The following is a 17320-nucleotide window of genomic DNA, read 5'->3' as shown; positions in this document are numbered from 1 at the left end:
CCCAGCCCAGCCAGCCTAGATACCCCGCTTAGGCCGCAGCTGGCGCGCCATCCATGCCCGGCGAGACGGGTGGTGACCGGCGCACGTGGCATGGATAAGTCCGCTGTGCGGATTCAGATTCCGCTTAGCGGAAAACTCGATAGCGGTTGGCCTGGGTACCGGTTCGCAGGGAGGGTGTGGGCAGGGGACAGCGAAAGACGGTGGCGACGAGTCTCGCGAGCACCGTACGCACGGACAAAGGGGCCTCGCTCGCCACCGTGGACGCCGAATTGGCGCGGCGCTACCCCCGGCGGCCCGGGCAACAGACAGCCCGTCCACACCGTCCCCGTCCCCGTCTCCGTCCCCGGCTATGGCGTCGCCGCCGACACGGTGTGCTCCTGGGGCGAACAGGCGCTGCGCGCACGGGTTGGGAGATGCGCCCAGGCCACCTGCCGACGCGCTACACCGCCGGCTACGCCTTCTACCGAGAGGGGCTCGACCAGGCAGCCGGCCGTCTTGCGGCCTATGTGAACCGGTCGGGCAGCGACGTGTTGGACGAGCCCGCCACGGCCAGGGCCCGCAGCGGCTATCTGCTGCGTGGCCTGGACTGTGGCGCGGTGGACGCCGATGAGGTGGCCGAGCTGACCGGCCTGGGTCGGGCCGAGTTGGACCGGCTGGCCGGTCGGCTAGCCGCGGCCACGGATACGGCCGCGGCCACGGTCGCGGGTACGACCGGTGGCACGGGCGCGCCGGTGGGCGCCGATAAATAGGCGGCCTGACCAGGTGCCACGCCCGTACGATGCGCGAGGATCGGCGCTCGTGCGGGCGTCGCGGTGCGGGGAGCGACGGTGCCTGCCCGGCGAGGGCCGGGACGACCACGGGTGCCGCGGAGGGGAATCCAGCGTGGGTATGGACAGCACAGAGATCGCCGAATTCGGCAGACTCTTCCGGGACTTCCTCGATCAGGTGGTCCACCGCGAGCACCCCGACCCGGACCGCTCGCTCGATCTGCGGCTGCGCGACCACCTCGGCCAGCCGCCGGAGCGGCTGCCCATCGTCAAGGCCAACTACCCCTCGTACGAACATGCCAACGTTCACCTTGCGCTGGAACGCTGGTTCGGCAGCGACGGCCGTCGCCATGAGCTCATCGGCGTCAGCGCCGAGAGCCGCGGTGTTGACTCGCTCTCAGAGATGCTAGAGGCGGCGCACCGCTACGGTCGCTACGTCATCGGCGCCGTGGACTACGCCTATGTGCCCGTGTCCACCGACGAGGAACTGGCCTGCGTTTCCTTCGGGCTCTACCTCGGCACGGACGGCGATGAGCGGTGTGTCGTGCTGCTGCGCGGACCTCATGAGGACTACGGCAGGAACGGCGTCGAGCTGGAGGTGCTCGCCCCCAGTCGGGATGCGGCCAAACGACTGCTGGTCGGCGTGGACCGGCTGATCCACGAGCACAACATCTTCCGGGGCAAGGTGCTGTCCTTCCAGGGCAGCGACTTCGAGGACGGCATCGGCCCGTTCCGCTTCCACCCCAGACCCGTGCTGAGCCCCGCCGACATCGTGCTGCCCGAAGGCCTCCTGGAACGCGTGGAGCGACAGGTCGTCGGCGTGGCCAGGCGTCGGGAACGGCTGCGCTCACAGGGCCAGCACCTACGCCGCGGTCTGCTGCTGTACGGGCCGCCCGGCACTGGAAAGACGCACAGCGTGCGCTACCTGCTCTCGCAGTTGCCCGAGTTCACGGTGGTGGTACTGGCGGGCATGAGCATTCAGCGGGTGAGCGCCGCCTGTTCGCTGGCCCGCCATCTCCAGCCCGCGCTGGTGGTTTTGGAGGACTGTGACCTCATCGCGGAGTCCCGGGATTACACGGATGGTGGACAACCACTGCTGTTCCAGGTGCTCAACGAGATGGATGGGCTCGGCGACGACGTGGACGTCGCCTTCCTGCTCACCACCAACCGGGCCGACATCCTCGAACCCGCGCTCGCCCAGCGACCGGGCCGCGTGGACATGGCCGTGGAGATCCCGCTGCCGGACGCGGCGGGGCGGCGCAGACTTCTTGAGCTGTACGGAGGAGGGCTGGGACTGTCCGATGCGGCGTTGTCCGAGGCGGTCACCCGTAGCGCGGGCACCACTGCGTCCTTCGCCAAGGAACTGATGCGCCGCACCACACTGTTCGCAGCCGAGCGCGAGGCGGACGCGGTGGAGACCGCCGATATGGAGGCGGCACTCAGCGAACTGCTGTCCGACCAGGACGCGTTGACCAGAAGGTTGCTCGGGGTGCCCGACCCGGAGGCCGCCGCGGGCCGCGCCCAGACGGTGCCCGAGGATGATGCCGACGCCGATGCCGACGATGATGCGGACGAGTTGGACGACGACCGGTTCTTGGACTAGGCGCCGGGGCACGCGGGGCACGGGTCACCCGAGGCGGGCGGGTGATGAGGGGGCCGGTCGCGGGGGCGCGTCGGCGGCGGTCGCCGGTCGGGCCGGCGGGCGTGTTGGCTGCGGGAGCGGGAGGCGCGTTGGAGCGCGGGGAGCGCGTGCGCGGTGCGGGTGGTGCACGCCAAGGGCCGAGCGGCCCCTCGCGAACCGCCTCAGCCGGCCGCCCGGCGCCGTGCGCCTCGTGACTCTCGACACCGAGAGCGGGTACGCCGCGGCCGAAGGCTCGGCATGGACATGAAGACCGTCGAACGGAACCCGGCCGACGTCGGGTTCGTGCCCCAGCCCAAGCGATGGGCGGTCGAGCAGAGTTACGGGATCATGGTGCTGCACCGGCGGCTGGTCCGCGACCACGAACACCGCACCGCTTCCTCGGAGTCACGCGTCTACTGGGCGATGAGCGACGTGATAACTCGCCGGCTAAGCGACACCACCACACCCACCTGGCGGGACGCATGACCGATACCTCGCAGCTCAAGCCCATTCTGAAACAGATCAACGCACGCGAGACGGCGTTGACCGACAAGGCTGAGCAGACCTGCACGCGGATGCAACGACGCCGTCCCCAGCGCAGCCGCCAGCCGCTCCGCCCCCTTCACCAGACACCGCATGCACCCGGTAACCGCTCGGGCGAACCGGTCCTGTTACCTTCTCCCGTCGGCATTCGTCATAGGTGCGACGACCGAATACGAACGGTCGGCGCACCAACGAGTGAATCGAGAACCGGATGCTGAGCAACATCATGTACGTGACGATCTACGTCACCGATCAGGACCGCGCGCTGGAGTTCTACACCGAGGGGCTCGGGCTGGAGAAGCGGCTCGACTTCCCAGGGCCCGACGGACGTTTCCTCACCGTCGGGGTTCCCGACAGTCCGGTGCAGATCATTTTGTGGTCGCAGGCGGCAGCCACAGGACAGCCGGCTGGCGTGCCCGGTCCGGTGATCCTCGAATCCGACGATTTGCGAAAGGATTTCGAGATCATGCGCCGGCGCGGCGTCACCTTCGAAGAGTCCGAACCGCAGGAGTATCCGTTCGGGCTCCGCATCGAGGCGGTGGACCCGGACGGCAACCGGGTCTCGCTCCGTCAGCCGCGATAGCCGTGACCGCGCATCCGTCCGGTCTCGTGACCGAGGCGTTCGAAGCCCAGCGCGATCGGCTGCGCGCCGTCGCGTACCGCGTGCTGGGCTCGCACGCCGACTCCGAGGACGTGGTCCAGGAAGCCTGGATGCGCCTCGTCCGCCAGGACGAGGCGACCATCGACAACCTGGCGGGTTGGCTGACCACCGTGGTCGGTCGCATCAGCCTGGACCTCCTGCGATCCCGCCGAGCCCGCCCCGAAACCGCGTACGAGCAAGAGTTCGCGAACCTCGTGGTGACACCGGACGCCGACCCCGCGCCGGACGAGCAGGTGGCGCTGGCCGATTCGGTCGGCCTCGCCCTGCTCGTCGTGCTCGACTCGCTCACCCCGAGCGAGCGCCTGGCGTTCGTCCTGCACGACATGTTCGCGGTCCCGTTCCAAGAAATCGGCCAGATCCTGGGCAAATCCGCCGACGCCACCAAGATGATTGCCAGCCGCGCCCGCCGCAAGGTCCAAGCCACGGACCGGCCGGCGGGGCCCGGCCGCGGGCACCGAGAGGCCGTCCAGGCATTCAGCGCCGCCGCCCTCAGCGGCGACTTCGAAGCACTTCTGCGCGTCCTCGATCCGAACGTGAAACTGACCGTCGACACCCCCGACGGCATGGTGATCACCCTCGGCGCCACCAAGGTCGCCTCCGGAGCCCGCATGTTCTCCGGCAAGGCCGCCCGCCAACAACCCGTGTTGGTCAACGGCATCCCCGGCCACATGTCCTGGCGCCCCGACGGAACCCCTCTCTCCGTTATCGCCTTCACCGTCACCGAAGGCCGGATCGCCGGCATCCACATCGTCATCGACCCGGTCAAACTCGCCTCGATCCAGCTGCCCGCGGCCGAAACGGTTCGGTGAGCATGGCCTGCCATGCCTCGTCGGCGCCGGAGCCCAGCGGCGAGGTCAACTCGAACCGCGCGGCGGTCGGTCAAGAGACCACCCGCGCTAAAAGCTCAAGATCGCCGACATAGTGTTAACGACGCTATACCGAAGTTTCCCGAGGCCGGTAGGGGGCGCCTAGCGTCGCGTGCCGGCGTACGGGGGCGGATGGCTAGCCGCTGGGCGGCGCGTGCGACGGCGCTCGCCAAGGCGCTACGTGCGCGCTGGCGGCGCACGCGTACGGCCCACAGAACAGGGTCGCTTTCCACGCTGTGGGGCGCGGTCCGCACCAGGCGCCGGGCGGGGCCCACGGCGTACGGAGCGCTCTGGCGCTACGACCAGTGCGCCGGTCGGATCTCCCCGGAACCGCGGGAGATGAGGCGAGTAGGCAGCACGACCTGTCGAGGCTCCTCGCCGGCGCCCTCAAGGCGACGAAAGAGCATGGTCGCAGCGGTGCGCCCGAGTTGGGCGGCGTCTTGTGCCACCACGGTGACCCCAGGTGAGAGGAGGTCGGCCAACTCGAAGTCGTCGAAGCCGACCAGTGCGGCCCGCCCGGGCTGCGCCGCCAGTACCCGTACGGCCGTGACGGTCACTCGGTTGTTTCCGGCGAACAGCGCCGTCACCGGCTCGGGTCCCGACAGCATCGTCTCGGCCGCGGCCAACACCCGGCTCGGGTCGGTCGCGCCGAGGGACATCCATGCCTCATCGACGGGCAGGGCTGCGTCGTTCATCGCGGCCCGATAACCGCCCAGCCGCTCGATGGCGGTGTGGATGCGGGGCTGGTCGCCGATGAACCCGATTCGACGGTGGCCGTGCGCGATGAGGTGGGCCACCGCGTCGCGGGCACCACCGAAGCTGTCGGACAGCACCGCGTCACAGTCGATCCGCCCAGCGGGGCGGTCCACGAAGACGGTGGCGACTCCGGCCGAAATCTCCGGCTCCAGATACCGGTGGTCATCACCCGCCGGGATGACCACCAGGCCATCCACGCGGCGGGCACACAAAGCGAGTACCAACTCCTGTTCACGAGCCGGGTCCTCGGCGCTGGACCCGTTGATGAGCAGTGCCCCATGGTCCCGGGCTACCTCCTCCACGGCCCGGCTGAGCGGCCCGTAGAAGGGGTCGGCCAGGTCTTCGAGTACCAAGCCGATGCTTGCGGTGCGGCCCTTGCGCAAGATGCGGGCGCTGTCGTTGCGCCGAAAGCCGAGCGCCGTAATGGCTTCCTGGACGCGCCGTTCGGTGTCGGGCGTCACCCCGGGCTCGCTGTTTACCACGCGAGACACCGTCTTCAGGCCGACCCCTGCGCGGGCGGCGACGTCCTTCATGGTGGGCCTGTTGCCATAGCGGGGCGAGGTGGTGCCGTTGCGTTGTGTGGTGCCCCGGGCCGGGTCAGTCACGGTGCGCTCGTCCTGTCGCTGAGTTGTGTGATGGCAGCATCGGGGTGAGCATAGCCTCTGGACAACGTTGTCAAATCCGGGGGAGACTATGACCGGAACCTGAATGCAATGACCGGCGCCGCCGTGCAGGGCCGCGTACATTCGGCTCCCGCCCTTCCCGCAGGACCGTCACGGGTACGCCAGCTAGCTCCCCACTCGCCTGTCAGGAGACCGCCCCATGTCAGATGAGCTCGTTGCCGCACTAGACATCGGCGGCACAAAAATTGCGGGCGCACTGGTGGACGGGACCGGTGCGCTAGCCGCGCAGACGCGACGGCCCACGCCTGCCCGGGCAGCCGGCTCGACCGTGATGGCCGCCGTATTGGCCGTACTTGACGAATTGATCGCCAGTCGCCAGTGGCCGCGCGTTGTTGCGCTCGGCATCGGCAGCGCGGGCCCGGTGGACGCCTCGGTCGGCACCGTGAGCCCGGTCAACATTCCGGGCTGGCGCGACTTTCCGCTGATCGACCAGGCTCGTCAGGCAGTAGGCGCGATGCCGGTCACGCTCGTGGGCGACGGTGTGGCGATGGCCGCTGCGGAGCACTGGCAGGGCGCGGCACGCGGCTGCGCCAACGCGCTGTGCATGGTCGTTTCCACGGGAGTGGGCGGCGGGTTGATCCTCGGCGGGCTGCCCCACCCGGGGCCTACCGGCAACGCGGGCCACATCGGTCACATCAGCGTGGACCTCGACGGTGACCCGTGCCCGTGCGGTAGCCGGGGGTGCGTTGAGCGCATCGCCAGCGGCCCCAACATCGCGCTTCGCGCGGTGGCGCACGGCTGGCGCGCCGGCCCCGAGGGGGCCAACGCCGCATCAGTTGCTGCGGCGGCCAGAGCCGGTGACCGCATTGCCCGAGCCTCCTACGAACGCGCCGCACAGGCCCTGGCCGCCGGAATCGCGGCTACCGCCACTTTGGTCGAGGTGGAACTCGCGGTGATCGGGGGCGGCGTCGCAGGCGCCGGTGAGGTGCTCTTCGCCCCGCTGCGCCGGGCCCTGCGGGAGTACGCCCGGCTGTCCTTCGTCCAGGAACTCGATGTCGTACCAGCTCAGATGGGCACCGACGCCGGACTCGTCGGTGCGGCAGCGGCAGCCGCACGGGCCAATGGTCTCACCGGGTTCGGCGCGGCGGCTGGCTCCCGCCCCGGGCAGCGCGTAGGGCAGTAACGCCCGGTGGGCTACCCGGGCCTAAGCTGAGCCCCACGCGGCGCCAGAACACACGAGCGAGGTGCCATGGCGCGCGCGGGGGACGCCCACGGGGCTGCGTGTGGCACGAGTGTGTGAGGGGATGGAGCGGCGTGAGTACGGGGGATGGCGGCGCGGATCTGACCGGCCGGGTACTGGGCGGCAGATACCGCGTCACACGGCAACTCGGACGCGGCGGCATGGGCGTGGTGTGCGCGGCCATGGACGAGGTGCTCGGTCGCGAGGTCGCGGTCAAGGTGCTCCGCGCCTTCACCGATGCCGGGCCCGAGGAATTGGCTGATCTTCGCACCCGGATGCGCCGAGAGGCGCGCGCTGCGGCCCGTATCCGACACTCCGGTGTGATCACCGTGCATGACGTCGCGGACGAGAACGGGCTGCCGGTCATCGTGATGGAGCTCATCGACGGGCCCTCCCTCGATGATGTGCTGGCGGCCGAAGGCGTGCTGACCCCCGTGCGGGCGGCGGCCATTGGCGCCCGTGTCGCCGAGGCGCTGGGGGCGGGACACGAGGTCGGGGTGCTGCACCGGGACGTGAAGCCGGGCAATGTGCTCATCGACCGCGCGGGCGCGACGGGAGCACTCGGGTCCTCGGCCGGGCTTGGGGGAGGTCGGGTCGTCCTCACCGACTTCGGCATCGCGAGCATGGACACCCCCGACGACGGTGCGGCGACCAAGCTGACCCGCAGCGGCGAACTCATCGGCTCGCTCGACTATCTGGCCCCCGAACGCGCTCAGGGCCATGAGCCTGGCCCCGCCTCCGACGTATGGGCGCTGGGCATGACGCTGTACGCGGCGGTGGAGGGCTCGTCCCCGTTTCGCCGCACCTCGGTTTGGTCCACGCTGACCGCCATCGTCACCGAACCGCTACCCGCACCGCACCGGGCGGGGCCGCTCACCGCAGTGCTGTGGGCCCTGATGGCCAAGGACCCGGCGGCCCGTCCGACCGCGGCCCAAGCTGCGCGGCTGCTCGATGCGGTGGCGGCGGGGCAGGCCGTGACGTTCGCCTCCGGTGCGTCTGGAGCTGCGCCGTACGAAGCGCTGGGAGGCCCGACGCAGGGGCCGTTCGGTGGGCAGGGGCAGGGGCAGGGGCAGGGGCATGGGTCGGGTGGAGGTGGCCGGGGCTATCGGTCCGGTGGTGCGGGTGAGGGGTTCGGCGGTGGGGCCGCGGTGGGAGCGGCCGGTCAGGTGGGGCCTTTCGGTGCCGCTGGGGCCTATGACGCGTCGGGTGTGGCCGGGACTTTCGATGCGCCTGCGACACCTGATGTGGCTGGGATACCTGGTGTGGCTGCGACATCTGGTGTGGCTGGGATACCTGGTGCGGATATGGGTCCTGTGGGTGTGGGAGCGGCGGATGGGGATGGACGGGGTGCCGGGTCTGCGAAGAGCGCAGATGGCGCCGCGGGGGGTGCCGGCAGTGCTGGGGACACCTGGGTAGCCGATGGTCGCAGGCCGACCAGACGGCTGCCCGCGCCTCGACGTAAACGGCGGACCACGTTGGTCGCGGTGGCGGCTGCGACCGTGTTGGTCGGTGGTGGCGTGGCGTACGCGCTGACGGAGCAAGGCGGCGATGACACCCCTCGGGCGGGCGGCGGGGCATCGGGCCGCCCTGACGGTGCTACGGCACCGGGTGGCGGGCCCGCCGATCAGGGCCGGGGCGGTGGCAAGGGCGAGCAGCGTCCAGCGGGCGCTTCGTCGCCGGCTCAGACGGGGTCAGCAGGCGGCGAGCCGGACAGCCGGCGCGACGGCGAGAGCCGCACAGATGACCAGGACAGCAAGGATGGTAAAGGCAGTAAGGGCAGTAAGGGTGGTGGAAGCGGCGGCGAGGACGGCAAGCAAGACGGCCGCCAGGGCGACGCCGGAAAGCGGGACGACGCGGGGAAGACCAAGCCTGAGCACGGTACTTCGCCATCTCAGTCTTCCGCGCCGGTCTGCCATCCATCGGGCGCGGGCCCGAGTAAGCACGACTGCACGGTGTGGAAGTCTGCGACCTCCTACAGCCGCGACGGGTCCCAGGTTGGGACGTTGAATAGCGGCGTGAACTACTTCTTCTGCCAGGAAAATCTGGGCCGCCGGGAGTCATCCGGTGCCTGGACCAACGTCTGGTGGGCCAAGACCGACGACGACAGCGGTAACGCCGGTGTGTACGTCAGCGTCGTCTACCTGAAGGGTGGAGCAAACGACCAGCCCGCCCCGGGCCTGCCGGTCTGCTGACCACCATGGCTCATGTTCGTCAGTGGCGTCACCGCACGCTCCACGGGGAAACCCGCTTCGTGTGACCGGCTGCTCCGCGCGGACGACCGCTCAACGGGGACGTGCTCGCCGCCATCGCCGCGGTGCCGGCGGCTCTCAACGCAGCCAGGGCGCGTTGTCCAGCACGGGGGACGACAGGGAAATGCCCCGCCACGGCGTGCACGGTCCTCGTATCGCCTACCTGGGCCCCAGCATGCTCGCCCGGCGGGGCGGAGAAAGCCCCCTGCGGTCCGCACACGTTTTCGTGGCAGGGTGATGCGGGCAATTCTCTGACGCCTACGGAGGAGGGGGGACCCGTGATCGTCTGGCTGAACGGCACGTTCGGCGCGGGCAAGACCAGTGCGGCGCGCGAGTTGTGTGAGCTTTTGCCCGACAGCACGCTTTTCGATCCCGAACTGGTCGGCAACGGTCTGCGCATGATGCTGCCCCGAAAGCGCCTTGAGGAGGTGAGCGACTACCAAGACCTGCCGTCCTGGCGCCGTCTGGTCGTGGACACCGGAGCGGCGCTCTTCGCGGAGGTGGGCGGCGTGTTGGTGGTGCCCATGACGCTGCTGCGACAGGACTACCGAGATGAGATATTCGGCGGCTTCGCGGCCCGACGCATCTTCGTGCGCCACGTCCTGTTGCATACGGAGGAAACGATCCTTCGAGAGCGGATCGCGAGCCGCGAGCGCCTTGCCGAGCGGGAGGAAGACGGCGCCTCCGTACGAAACTGGTGTCTGGACCACCTTGCGCCCTACCAGTCCGCGTTGCCGTGGCTGGCCGCCGATGCGTACGTCATACGTACTGACCGGCTTACTCCGCGGCAAACCGCCGAGCGGGTGGCCGATGCGCTTCGCGACGAGGCAGGAGCCTGCGGCATCGTGCAGACGCCGGAGCCCACGGCCGAGACCGTGGCCGCCGGGGTGCTGCTCTTCGACCAGGACGACCGAGTGCTCCTGGTCGATCCGACCTACAAGCCGGGCTGGGAGTTCCCCGGCGGGGTCGTCGAACCGGGCGAACCGCCCTCGCACGCCGGAGTGCGTGAGGTTGTCGAGGAACTCGGGGTACGCATCGATGATCCGCTGCGGCTGCTCGTCGTGGACTGGGAACCGCCGCAACCTCCCAAGTTCGGTGGGGTGCGGTTGCTGTTCGACGGCGGGCGGCTGAGCAGCGGCCAGGCTCAGAAGCTGCTGCTGCCCGCGGAAGAACTGCGCGGCTGGCGGTTTGTCACCGAGGACGAGGCAGCCGATTTGTTGACCCCGAACAAGTTGAGCAGGCTGCGGTGGGCGCTTCGCGCGCGGGAACGTGGTCGCCCGCTCAACTTGGAGGCGGGCACTCCGGTCGGCGACGGGCCGCACGCGGCGTAGCCAACGCGGATCGGGCAACCTGGGTAGCCGGGTAGCCGCCGAATGGAACGGGGGCCGCACGTGCGCAGGGGGCGGAAGAGCCGCTGCCGGGCGAACCGGTCGAGTAAACGGCTGCTGGCAGGACGGCTCTTCCAGCCTCGACCTGACGCAGACACATCGAAGCCCGTGCGTTGCTGCGGCGCAGCCGTGTGTACCGGGCCGGGCCCACCGGTGGCGGGAAAGGCGGCTGTGTGGGTGGTGGTCAGCGGCTCTGGGTGGCTCCGGCGACGATCACCACTGCCAGTAACGCATAGAGCATGGTCCGGACTTCGTCCGGCCCCCAGCCGTAGCTAAAGGCGGCGAGCAGCGCGGCCAAGACGGTGTGCGGCCATCCGGCCCCCGATGGTGCAGGAGACATGGTTGTCTCTCCCGTGATGAGTGTGGAGTACGGATATCGTGCTGTGCGGCAGCGAGGCCGACTACGCGCAACGCTGCCGCAGGGACGGGGTGTTGCGCCCCGGGCAACGCGTTGCCGAGTAGCGCAACGCCGGGTATAGGTAGGGGAGATGAGGACCGGCATGAGCGGGGAGCGCGCTGTTGATGGTGGGTTGGCGCCCATGCGGGCGGACTTGTCCCCCGAAGCACAGCAACTCGCGGACAACCTCCGTTCGTTGTTCCGCTCCTTGAACCTGTCCGTCACTCGCTACGCCGCACGCCGCTTTCTCGATAAGTCGGCCGTGAGTCGCTATCTGAGTGGTACGCGCATGCCGCCCTGGGAGTTCGTGCACAACCTGTTGCACGATGTCGCGGAGCACAGCGGGAACTCCGTCACACCGCAGACTCTGGGACTGATCGACGGCCTGTACCGCCAGGCACTCGCTGCCCGCGGCAGCACCTCCGACCGCATCCAGCTGTTGCAACTTCGGCTGGCCGATGCGGACCGGCAGGCCCGTACCGGTGAGACGGAGTGCCGGGCGCTCGCCGAGGCGCTGACCGACCGCGAGCATCGGGTGCGAGATGTGGAACTTCAGCTGCGACAACTGGTGTTGGACCACAGTGGAGAACGGGACGCTTCCGAGTCCGCCGTCGAATTGTGGCGCGATGAGAAGCAACGGATGTGCGCCGAGCGCGACGCCCTCAATGCCGAGGTGCATCGGTTGCGGGTGCGGCTACGCGCCGCTGAGCAGCGGGTCGAGACTGCCGAGGCGACCTGCCGGACGCTGGAACGCCAGTTGGACGCGGTGGAGTCCAACCGGCGCGACGGCGGCCATGCCACGGGCGCCGACGATCAGGCCGGAGCCGACCGGGGTCGGCCCGATCTGAGCAGCCCCGCGGGGAACTCGTATCCGCGGTACGCGTTCGCCGAGCCGTCAGACGCCGGTTTTCTCGAAGCACTTCAACTCAGCATGCTGCCCAGGAGCATGCCAGTGCTGGCGGGTGTGCGTTATGTCTGCCGATATGTGCCGGGCGCGGTGGGGTCCGGCGGCGACTGGTATGACGCGGTGCGGTTGCCGGGTGGTCGGATCGCCTTGATGGTCGGCGATGTGATTGGACGGTCCGGCCTGGCCAGCGCCGTGATGGGGCAGATGCGTGCGGCGGTGCAGACCTTGGCGGGCTTCGATCTGCCACCGCATGAGATTCTCTACCGGCTGGATGAGCAAGTGCGGATGCTCGGCCACGAGGCGCTGGCCACCTGTGTGCTTGCGGTGTACGACCCCTCCGCGCACCGCATGGTGTTGTCGAACGCCGGGCATCTGCCTCCCCTCTTGCTGCTGCCGTCCGGTCATGTGCGACTTCTCGACACGCCCAACGGTGTGCCCATCGGGGTGGGTGAGGTGCCTTTCGAGTCGCTCAGCGTGGAGGCGCCGCCCGGATCGACGCTTGTGCTCTACACGGATGGCCTCGTCCAGTCCCGGGACCTGCCGGTGGATACCGGCCTGGAGTTGCTCCGTGCCGCGCTAGCCGATTCCGCCACGGTGGCCCCTGACGAAGCGCCGGGCCGGGCCGCCCGAGCCGGCACCCCGGACCGGGCGGGCTCGGTTGACGCACCGGGTCGGGTGCCCCGTGATACACCGGCGGATCGGGCCACCCGAGACCCCGCATATTTGGCCCGGTTGGAGGCCCGACTGCTAGCCACCCAGCCGGCGGGGCTGGTCGATGATGGAACCGCCTTCGTTCTCGCCTGCCTCGACGGCATCCCCGCCTCTCATATGCGCTCGCGCGAACTCGATGTCTCACCGCTTAGCCCCGCTGGCGCCCGCCACTTCGCGGTGGGCGCCCTGCGCCGCTGGGGCCTGTCGGAACTCATCGATGTCGCCGAACTCCTGGTGAGCGAACTGGTCACCAATGCCGTTCGGCACGCCGACCATGCCCTCAGCATCCGGCTGTGGCTCGCGGACGCTCTGGTCTGCGAGGTGCGTGACGACGGTGCCGGCTCGCCTTACGCGCGCCTGCCCGATCCGCTGGACGAGACGGGCCGGGGCTTGTTTCTGGTGAGCAAGTTGGCCCGGGCGTGGGGTGTCACCCGGCTGGGCAAGGGCAAGGTCGTCTGGTTCGAGCTCGCCCTGCCCCGCCACGCCACGCCCCCCAGGGTCTGACCGCGCACCGCGTGCACCACACACCGACGCACCACTGTCCGCGCACACGACGTCCGCGCCACTGCCCGCGCACACGACGTCCGCGCCACGCCCGACTATCACGGCCAGCATCACCGCAATCACCGACATCACCGCGGCCCTGTTGGCCTGGCCACGGATGCGGTCACAGCTACGGCTGCGGCCACCGCCATGGCCAGGCGTTGCGTCCGACGTCGTGCTCAGTGCTGCGGCTGGCCGGTCGGTCTGGTCCGGTCGCACGATGTGCCGGATGGCGGCCCGGTAGCGATCCGGCGGCAGGCCAAGACGCTGCGCCCGCCTCCGAACCGTCCGCTGGACGGTATGGGGCAGTGCCGGCTACGCCGGAGCGCTCGCCGCGTACCCGAGGAGGAAAAGCGCCTCCGTCAGCGACAACCGCTCCAACTCCTGCGGCGAGACGCTTTCGTTGACCGCGTGGATCTGTGCCTCCGGCTCACTCAGCCCGATGAGCAGGATCTCGGCCGCCGGGTAGAGCGCGGCCAGCGTGTTGCACAGCGGAATCGAGCCGCCCATGCCGGAAATCTGCATGTCCTGGCCCTCGTAGGCGATACGCATGGCGTCGGCCATCGATGCGTATGCGGGGCTGTTGGTGTCGGCACGGAACGGCTGACCCTGGCCAACCTGCTCCACAGCTATCCGCGCTCCCCACGGAATCGCCGCCTTCAGATGCGCGGCCAGCAAGGTGGTGGCCTCGGCCGCGTCCGCGCCCGGCGGTACCCGAAGGCTCACCAAGGCGCTCGCGCTCGCCTGTACGGAGGGGGTGGCGCCGACTACCGGTGGGCAGTCGATGCCGAGCACGGTTACTGCCGGGCGGGCCCAGAGCCGGTCCGCGATGGTTCCGGAGCCGACCAGCTCCACACCGTCGAGCACCTTCGCGTCCTTGCGGAAATCCTCTTCCGCATACTGGAGACCCGTCCAGCTCGCATCGGCCGCCAGACCCTGGACGGTGGTTGAGCCGTCCTCGGCGCGCAGCGAGTCCAGCCCCCGGATCAAAGCTGCCAGTGCGTCCGGGGCGGCCCCGCCGAACTGGCCCGAGTGCAGGTTGCCCGCCAGGGTGTTCACCTTCACCCGCACCAGCGTCATCCCCCGCAGCGTCGCCGTCACGGTCGGCAGGCCCAGCCGGAAGTTCCCCGCGTCCCCGATGATGATGGTGTCCGCCGCCAGCAGCTCGGGGTGGGCCTCCGCGTACCGCTCAAGCCCACCGGTGCCCTGCTCCTCGGAGCCCTCGCAGATCACCTTCACATTGACGGGTATGCCGCCATGCTCCCGCAGGGCCCGCAGCGCCGTCAGGTGCATGATCAGGCCGCCCTTGCAGTCGGCGGCGCCCCGTCCGAACCAGCGACCATCGCGCTCGGTCAGCTCGAATGGCGGAGAGATCCAGGCGGCCTCGTCCAGGGGTGGCTGGACGTCGTAGTGCGCGTACAGCAAGACGGTCGGAGCGCCTGCGGGGCCGGGCAGGTACCCGTAGACGGATTGGGTGCCATCCGGAGTGTCGAGGAGGGCGACGTCCTGGAAGCCTTCGCCGCGCAGCGCGTCGGCCACCCAGTTTGCGGCGGCCTCGCACTCGCTTTTGGGGAACTGCGCCGGGTCCGCTACGGACCTGAAGGCCACCAGTTCGGCCAGCTCCACACGGGCCCGGGACTGGAGTGTGGCCACGGTTTGGGCCAGCGCGGTGTGGTCGGGCTGGCGAACAGAGGCTTGGTCCATGGAACGCTCCTTGTGGGCGCGGCGTTGTGTCCGTACGTACGGGCGAAGGGTGCACCGATCTTCCCACAGCGGGGCCGCGGGGCGGCGCGCCGTAGGATGCGAGCGGTAGCCGAAGTGAGTGGTCGAGCGGGAGTAGTAGCGCATCGTGAGCAGCGACAACAGCGGCGGGATCGATTCCAGCGGCGGCGACGCGGCCGACGACAATGAGTCGGCGTGGGACGTCGTGGTCGTAGGTGCGGGCCCGGCGGGCGCGTCCGCCGCGCACGCCGCGGCCTGTGCAGGCCGCCGGGTTCTGCTGCTGGAAAAGGCGGAGCTACCCCGCTATAAGACGTGTGGCGGGGGCATCATCGGGCCCACCCGCGAGGCCCTGCCGCCAGGCTTCGAACTGCCGCTGCGCGACCGGGTATACGCCGTGACCTTCTCGCTCAACGGAAAACTCTCCCGCACCCGGCGGTCCAAGCAGATGCTCTTCGGGCTGATCAACCGGCCCGAGTTCGATGCCGCTTTGGTGGAGTCGGCCACCTCCGCGGGCGCCACCCTGCGCACGGGCGTGATGGTCTCCCGGGTCGAGCAGCACGGCACCTCTGTACCCGACCGGCGCACCGTCGCCGTTGTGCTCGCGGATGGGGAGACCATCCTCGCCCGTGCTGTCGTCGGAGCTGACGGCAGCGCAAGCCGAATAGCGGGGCACGTGGGCGTCAAGGTCGAGCAGGTGGACCTTGGTTTGGAGGCGGAGATCCCGGTGCCGCCGACTGTTGCCGAGGACTGGGCGGGCCGGGTGCAGATCGACTGGGGCCCCATTCCCGGCAGTTATGGGTGGGTCTTCCCCAAGGGCGACACCCTTACGGTCGGCGTCATCTCGGCGCGCGGCGAGGGCGCCGACACCAAGCGATACCTCCAGGACTTCATCGCCCGGCTTGGGCTCGCCGGGTTTGAGCCGAGCGTTTCCTCCGGTCACCTCACGCGCTGCCGTTCCGATGATTCGCCGCTTTCGCGTGGCCGCGTACTCGTTTGCGGCGACGCGGCGGGGCTGCTGGAGCCGTGGACCCGAGAGGGGATCTCCTTCGCGCTGCGATCGGGGCGACTGGCGGGGGAGTGGGCCGTGCGGATAGCGGAGGCGCATGACGCGGTAGACGCGCGGCGGCAGGCCTTGAACTATGCGTTCGCGATCAAGTCCGGGCTCGGTGTGGAGATGGGGGTCGGGCGGCGGTTGCTGCTGGCCTTCGAGCGCAGGCCCGGCATGGTGCACGCGGCGATTACCGGCCTCCGCCCGGCCTGGCGGGCCTTTGCGAAGATCACGCGTGGCACGACGACGCTGGCCGAGATCGTTCGCACGCACCCCTCTGCGCGCCGTCTGATGATGGTTCTCGACCGCGGTTGACGCTGGCGCCCATGCCCACCGTGGCGAGGAGTGGTGGAGGTGGGCGGCCATCCACTGGTGGGCTGCTGCGTGGATGAGCCGCCGACGCGGTTGCGCGTGCGAACGGACAGGGCGGAAGGGCAACGGGCCTCGGCCTGCGGGAGAGGGCGGCCCAATGCCTCCGGGCACGGGCCATGTGCACCCTTGCTTCTGGCACCGGCGCCGTTGGTGGCAGGTGCCCCGGGTGTCGTGCGGATCGGGCCGGCAGGCGGGCGTGCTCTCTCGTAGGTAGGCCGGGCGGTGATGGCCGGCGCGCGGCCCGGCTAGGCCGTGCTCCGGATTCAGTCGGCGTGTGTCGTGCCCGCAGGCTTGAGGCCGCTGTTGAGGGACGTCCCTGCCGTGCTCTGCTCGCTCGCGCCGGTTTGTCCCGGCCCCGATGCGGAGGCCCCCGGCCCCGATACGGCGGCGGGCGTCTGCCATGTCGTGTGTGGTGCGCATGGGTCATCGTCCTCGTAATTGATCGTGAAGACAGGGTGTCGTACGGCGACTGCGGTCACTTCCGCGTCGCTTGAGGTGCCGGTCACGCCGTTAAAGAACTTGCCGACCTCGAAGGCCCAGCGCTTGAGATAGGCCCGGATTACCCGGTTTTTCTCCGTGCCTTCGGGCAGTTCTATGGCGCGGAAGACCTGGATGCGTCGCCCCTTCCTCAGCTGTCCGCCGCCCGCAGCCCGCATGTTGCGCACCCACTGAGTGGTGCCCCGGGCGGAGACCAGATAGTGCCCGCCATCGAGGGGCAGCGGATTGACCGGGAGGCTGCGCCATTCGCCGGTGGTGCGACCGCGCACCGACAGTTCGGCGCTGCCCATTAGCGAGATGCCCCGCCGAGCCAGCCAGGCGATCGTGCCGCCGATCACTCGGGCCTCAAATCGGCCGGGCTTGATGTAGTGCGCCATGGCGGGCCTTCCCTTCAGGCATTGCCGTCCA

General features: G+C 69.7%; 13 protein-coding genes and 1 pseudogene. 10 read left to right on the top strand and 4 right to left on the bottom strand.

The window, feature by feature from the left end:
* Positions 1 to 398: 398 nt before the first annotated feature.
* The 5 genes and pseudogenes from FHS42_RS11750 to FHS42_RS11730 form a co-directional block, all read left to right on the top strand.
* Positions 399 to 749: pseudogene (locus FHS42_RS11750) on the top strand (DUF6986 family protein); the annotation flags it as partial.
* Between the two features lie 139 nt (positions 750 to 888).
* Complete coding sequence (locus FHS42_RS11745; protein ID WP_184571851.1) at positions 889 to 2370, top strand: AAA family ATPase; 1482 nt, start codon at positions 889 to 891, stop codon at positions 2368 to 2370.
* Between the two features lie 276 nt (positions 2371 to 2646).
* Positions 2647 to 2874: a hypothetical protein gene (locus FHS42_RS11740; RefSeq protein WP_246494573.1), complete on the top strand. Its 228-nt coding sequence runs from the start codon at positions 2647 to 2649 to the stop codon at positions 2872 to 2874.
* Between the two features lie 268 nt (positions 2875 to 3142).
* Complete coding sequence (locus FHS42_RS11735) at positions 3143 to 3514, top strand: VOC family protein (RefSeq protein ID WP_184571849.1); 372 nt, start codon at positions 3143 to 3145, stop codon at positions 3512 to 3514.
* Between the two features lie 2 nt (positions 3515 to 3516).
* Positions 3517 to 4401: a sigma-70 family RNA polymerase sigma factor gene (locus tag FHS42_RS11730; RefSeq protein WP_184571847.1), complete on the top strand. Its 885-nt coding sequence runs from the start codon at positions 3517 to 3519 to the stop codon at positions 4399 to 4401.
* Between the two features lie 353 nt (positions 4402 to 4754).
* Here FHS42_RS11730 and FHS42_RS11725 read toward each other — a convergent pair whose 3' ends face one another.
* Positions 4755 to 5819 (bottom strand): LacI family DNA-binding transcriptional regulator, encoded by a 1065-nt coding sequence (locus tag FHS42_RS11725; protein ID WP_376772570.1) that lies wholly within the window; start codon positions 5817 to 5819, stop codon positions 4755 to 4757.
* A 217-nt stretch (positions 5820 to 6036) separates the two neighbouring features.
* Here FHS42_RS11725 and FHS42_RS11720 point away from each other — a divergent pair, with 217 nt between their 5' ends.
* From FHS42_RS11720 to FHS42_RS11710, 3 genes are all read left to right on the top strand, one after another.
* Positions 6037 to 7020, top strand: coding sequence for an ROK family protein (locus FHS42_RS11720; RefSeq protein ID WP_184571845.1), 984 nt, complete (start codon positions 6037 to 6039; stop codon positions 7018 to 7020).
* 131 nt (positions 7021 to 7151) lie between these two features.
* Positions 7152 to 9269, top strand: a complete 2118-nt coding sequence (locus tag FHS42_RS11715) for a serine/threonine protein kinase (protein ID WP_184571843.1) — start codon at positions 7152 to 7154, stop codon at positions 9267 to 9269.
* Positions 9270 to 9604: 335 nt separating this feature from the next.
* Positions 9605 to 10657, top strand: coding sequence for an NUDIX hydrolase (locus FHS42_RS11710; protein ID WP_184571841.1), 1053 nt, complete (start codon positions 9605 to 9607; stop codon positions 10655 to 10657).
* 241 nt (positions 10658 to 10898) lie between these two features.
* On the opposite strand, the gene FHS42_RS11705 is transcribed toward FHS42_RS11710, so the two are convergent.
* Entirely contained in the window at positions 10899 to 11054 is a 156-nt protein-coding gene (locus FHS42_RS11705) for a hypothetical protein (protein ID WP_184571840.1), read from the bottom strand.
* Positions 11055 to 11214: 160 nt separating this feature from the next.
* Here FHS42_RS11705 and FHS42_RS11700 point away from each other — a divergent pair, with 160 nt between their 5' ends.
* Positions 11215 to 13233 (top strand): ATP-binding SpoIIE family protein phosphatase, encoded by a 2019-nt coding sequence (locus tag FHS42_RS11700; RefSeq protein ID WP_184571838.1) that lies wholly within the window; start codon positions 11215 to 11217, stop codon positions 13231 to 13233.
* A gap of 354 nt (positions 13234 to 13587) precedes the next feature.
* On the opposite strand, the gene FHS42_RS11695 is transcribed toward FHS42_RS11700, so the two are convergent.
* Entirely contained in the window at positions 13588 to 14976 is a 1389-nt protein-coding gene (locus FHS42_RS11695; RefSeq protein WP_184571835.1) for a dipeptidase, read from the bottom strand.
* Between the two features lie 169 nt (positions 14977 to 15145).
* On the opposite strand from FHS42_RS11695, the gene FHS42_RS11690 reads away from it, so the two are divergent.
* Complete coding sequence (locus FHS42_RS11690; RefSeq protein WP_376772579.1) at positions 15146 to 16357, top strand: geranylgeranyl reductase family protein; 1212 nt, start codon at positions 15146 to 15148, stop codon at positions 16355 to 16357.
* 320 nt (positions 16358 to 16677) lie between these two features.
* Here FHS42_RS11690 and FHS42_RS11685 read toward each other — a convergent pair whose 3' ends face one another.
* Positions 16678 to 17289: a PNPOx family protein gene (locus FHS42_RS11685; RefSeq protein ID WP_312866840.1), complete on the bottom strand. Its 612-nt coding sequence runs from the start codon at positions 17287 to 17289 to the stop codon at positions 16678 to 16680.
* Positions 17290 to 17320 lie beyond the last annotated feature (31 nt).

It is taken from the genome of Streptomyces zagrosensis (assembly GCF_014203645.1).
In the GTDB taxonomy this organism is placed as follows: domain Bacteria; phylum Actinomycetota; class Actinomycetes; order Streptomycetales; family Streptomycetaceae; genus Streptomyces; species Streptomyces zagrosensis.
This window is presented reverse-complemented; position numbering and strand designations above follow the sequence as displayed.

Coding starts and splice junctions, on each gene's coding strand:
- FHS42_RS11745 (WP_184571851.1), top strand. CDS start 889: ATGGACAGCACAGAGATCGCCGAATTCGGCAGACTCTTCCGGGACTTC.
- FHS42_RS11740 (WP_246494573.1), top strand. CDS start 2,647: ATGGACATGAAGACCGTCGAACGGAACCCGGCCGACGTCGGGTTCGTG.
- FHS42_RS11735 (WP_184571849.1), top strand. CDS start 3,143: ATGCTGAGCAACATCATGTACGTGACGATCTACGTCACCGATCAGGAC.
- FHS42_RS11720 (WP_184571845.1), top strand. CDS start 6,037: ATGTCAGATGAGCTCGTTGCCGCACTAGACATCGGCGGCACAAAAATT.
- FHS42_RS11705 (WP_184571840.1), bottom strand. CDS start 11,054: ATGTCTCCTGCACCATCGGGGGCCGGATGGCCGCACACCGTCTTGGCC.
- FHS42_RS11700 (WP_184571838.1), top strand. CDS start 11,215: ATGAGCGGGGAGCGCGCTGTTGATGGTGGGTTGGCGCCCATGCGGGCG.
- FHS42_RS11695 (WP_184571835.1), bottom strand. CDS start 14,976: ATGGACCAAGCCTCTGTTCGCCAGCCCGACCACACCGCGCTGGCCCAA.
- FHS42_RS11685 (WP_312866840.1), bottom strand. CDS start 17,289: ATGGCGCACTACATCAAGCCCGGCCGATTTGAGGCCCGAGTGATCGGC.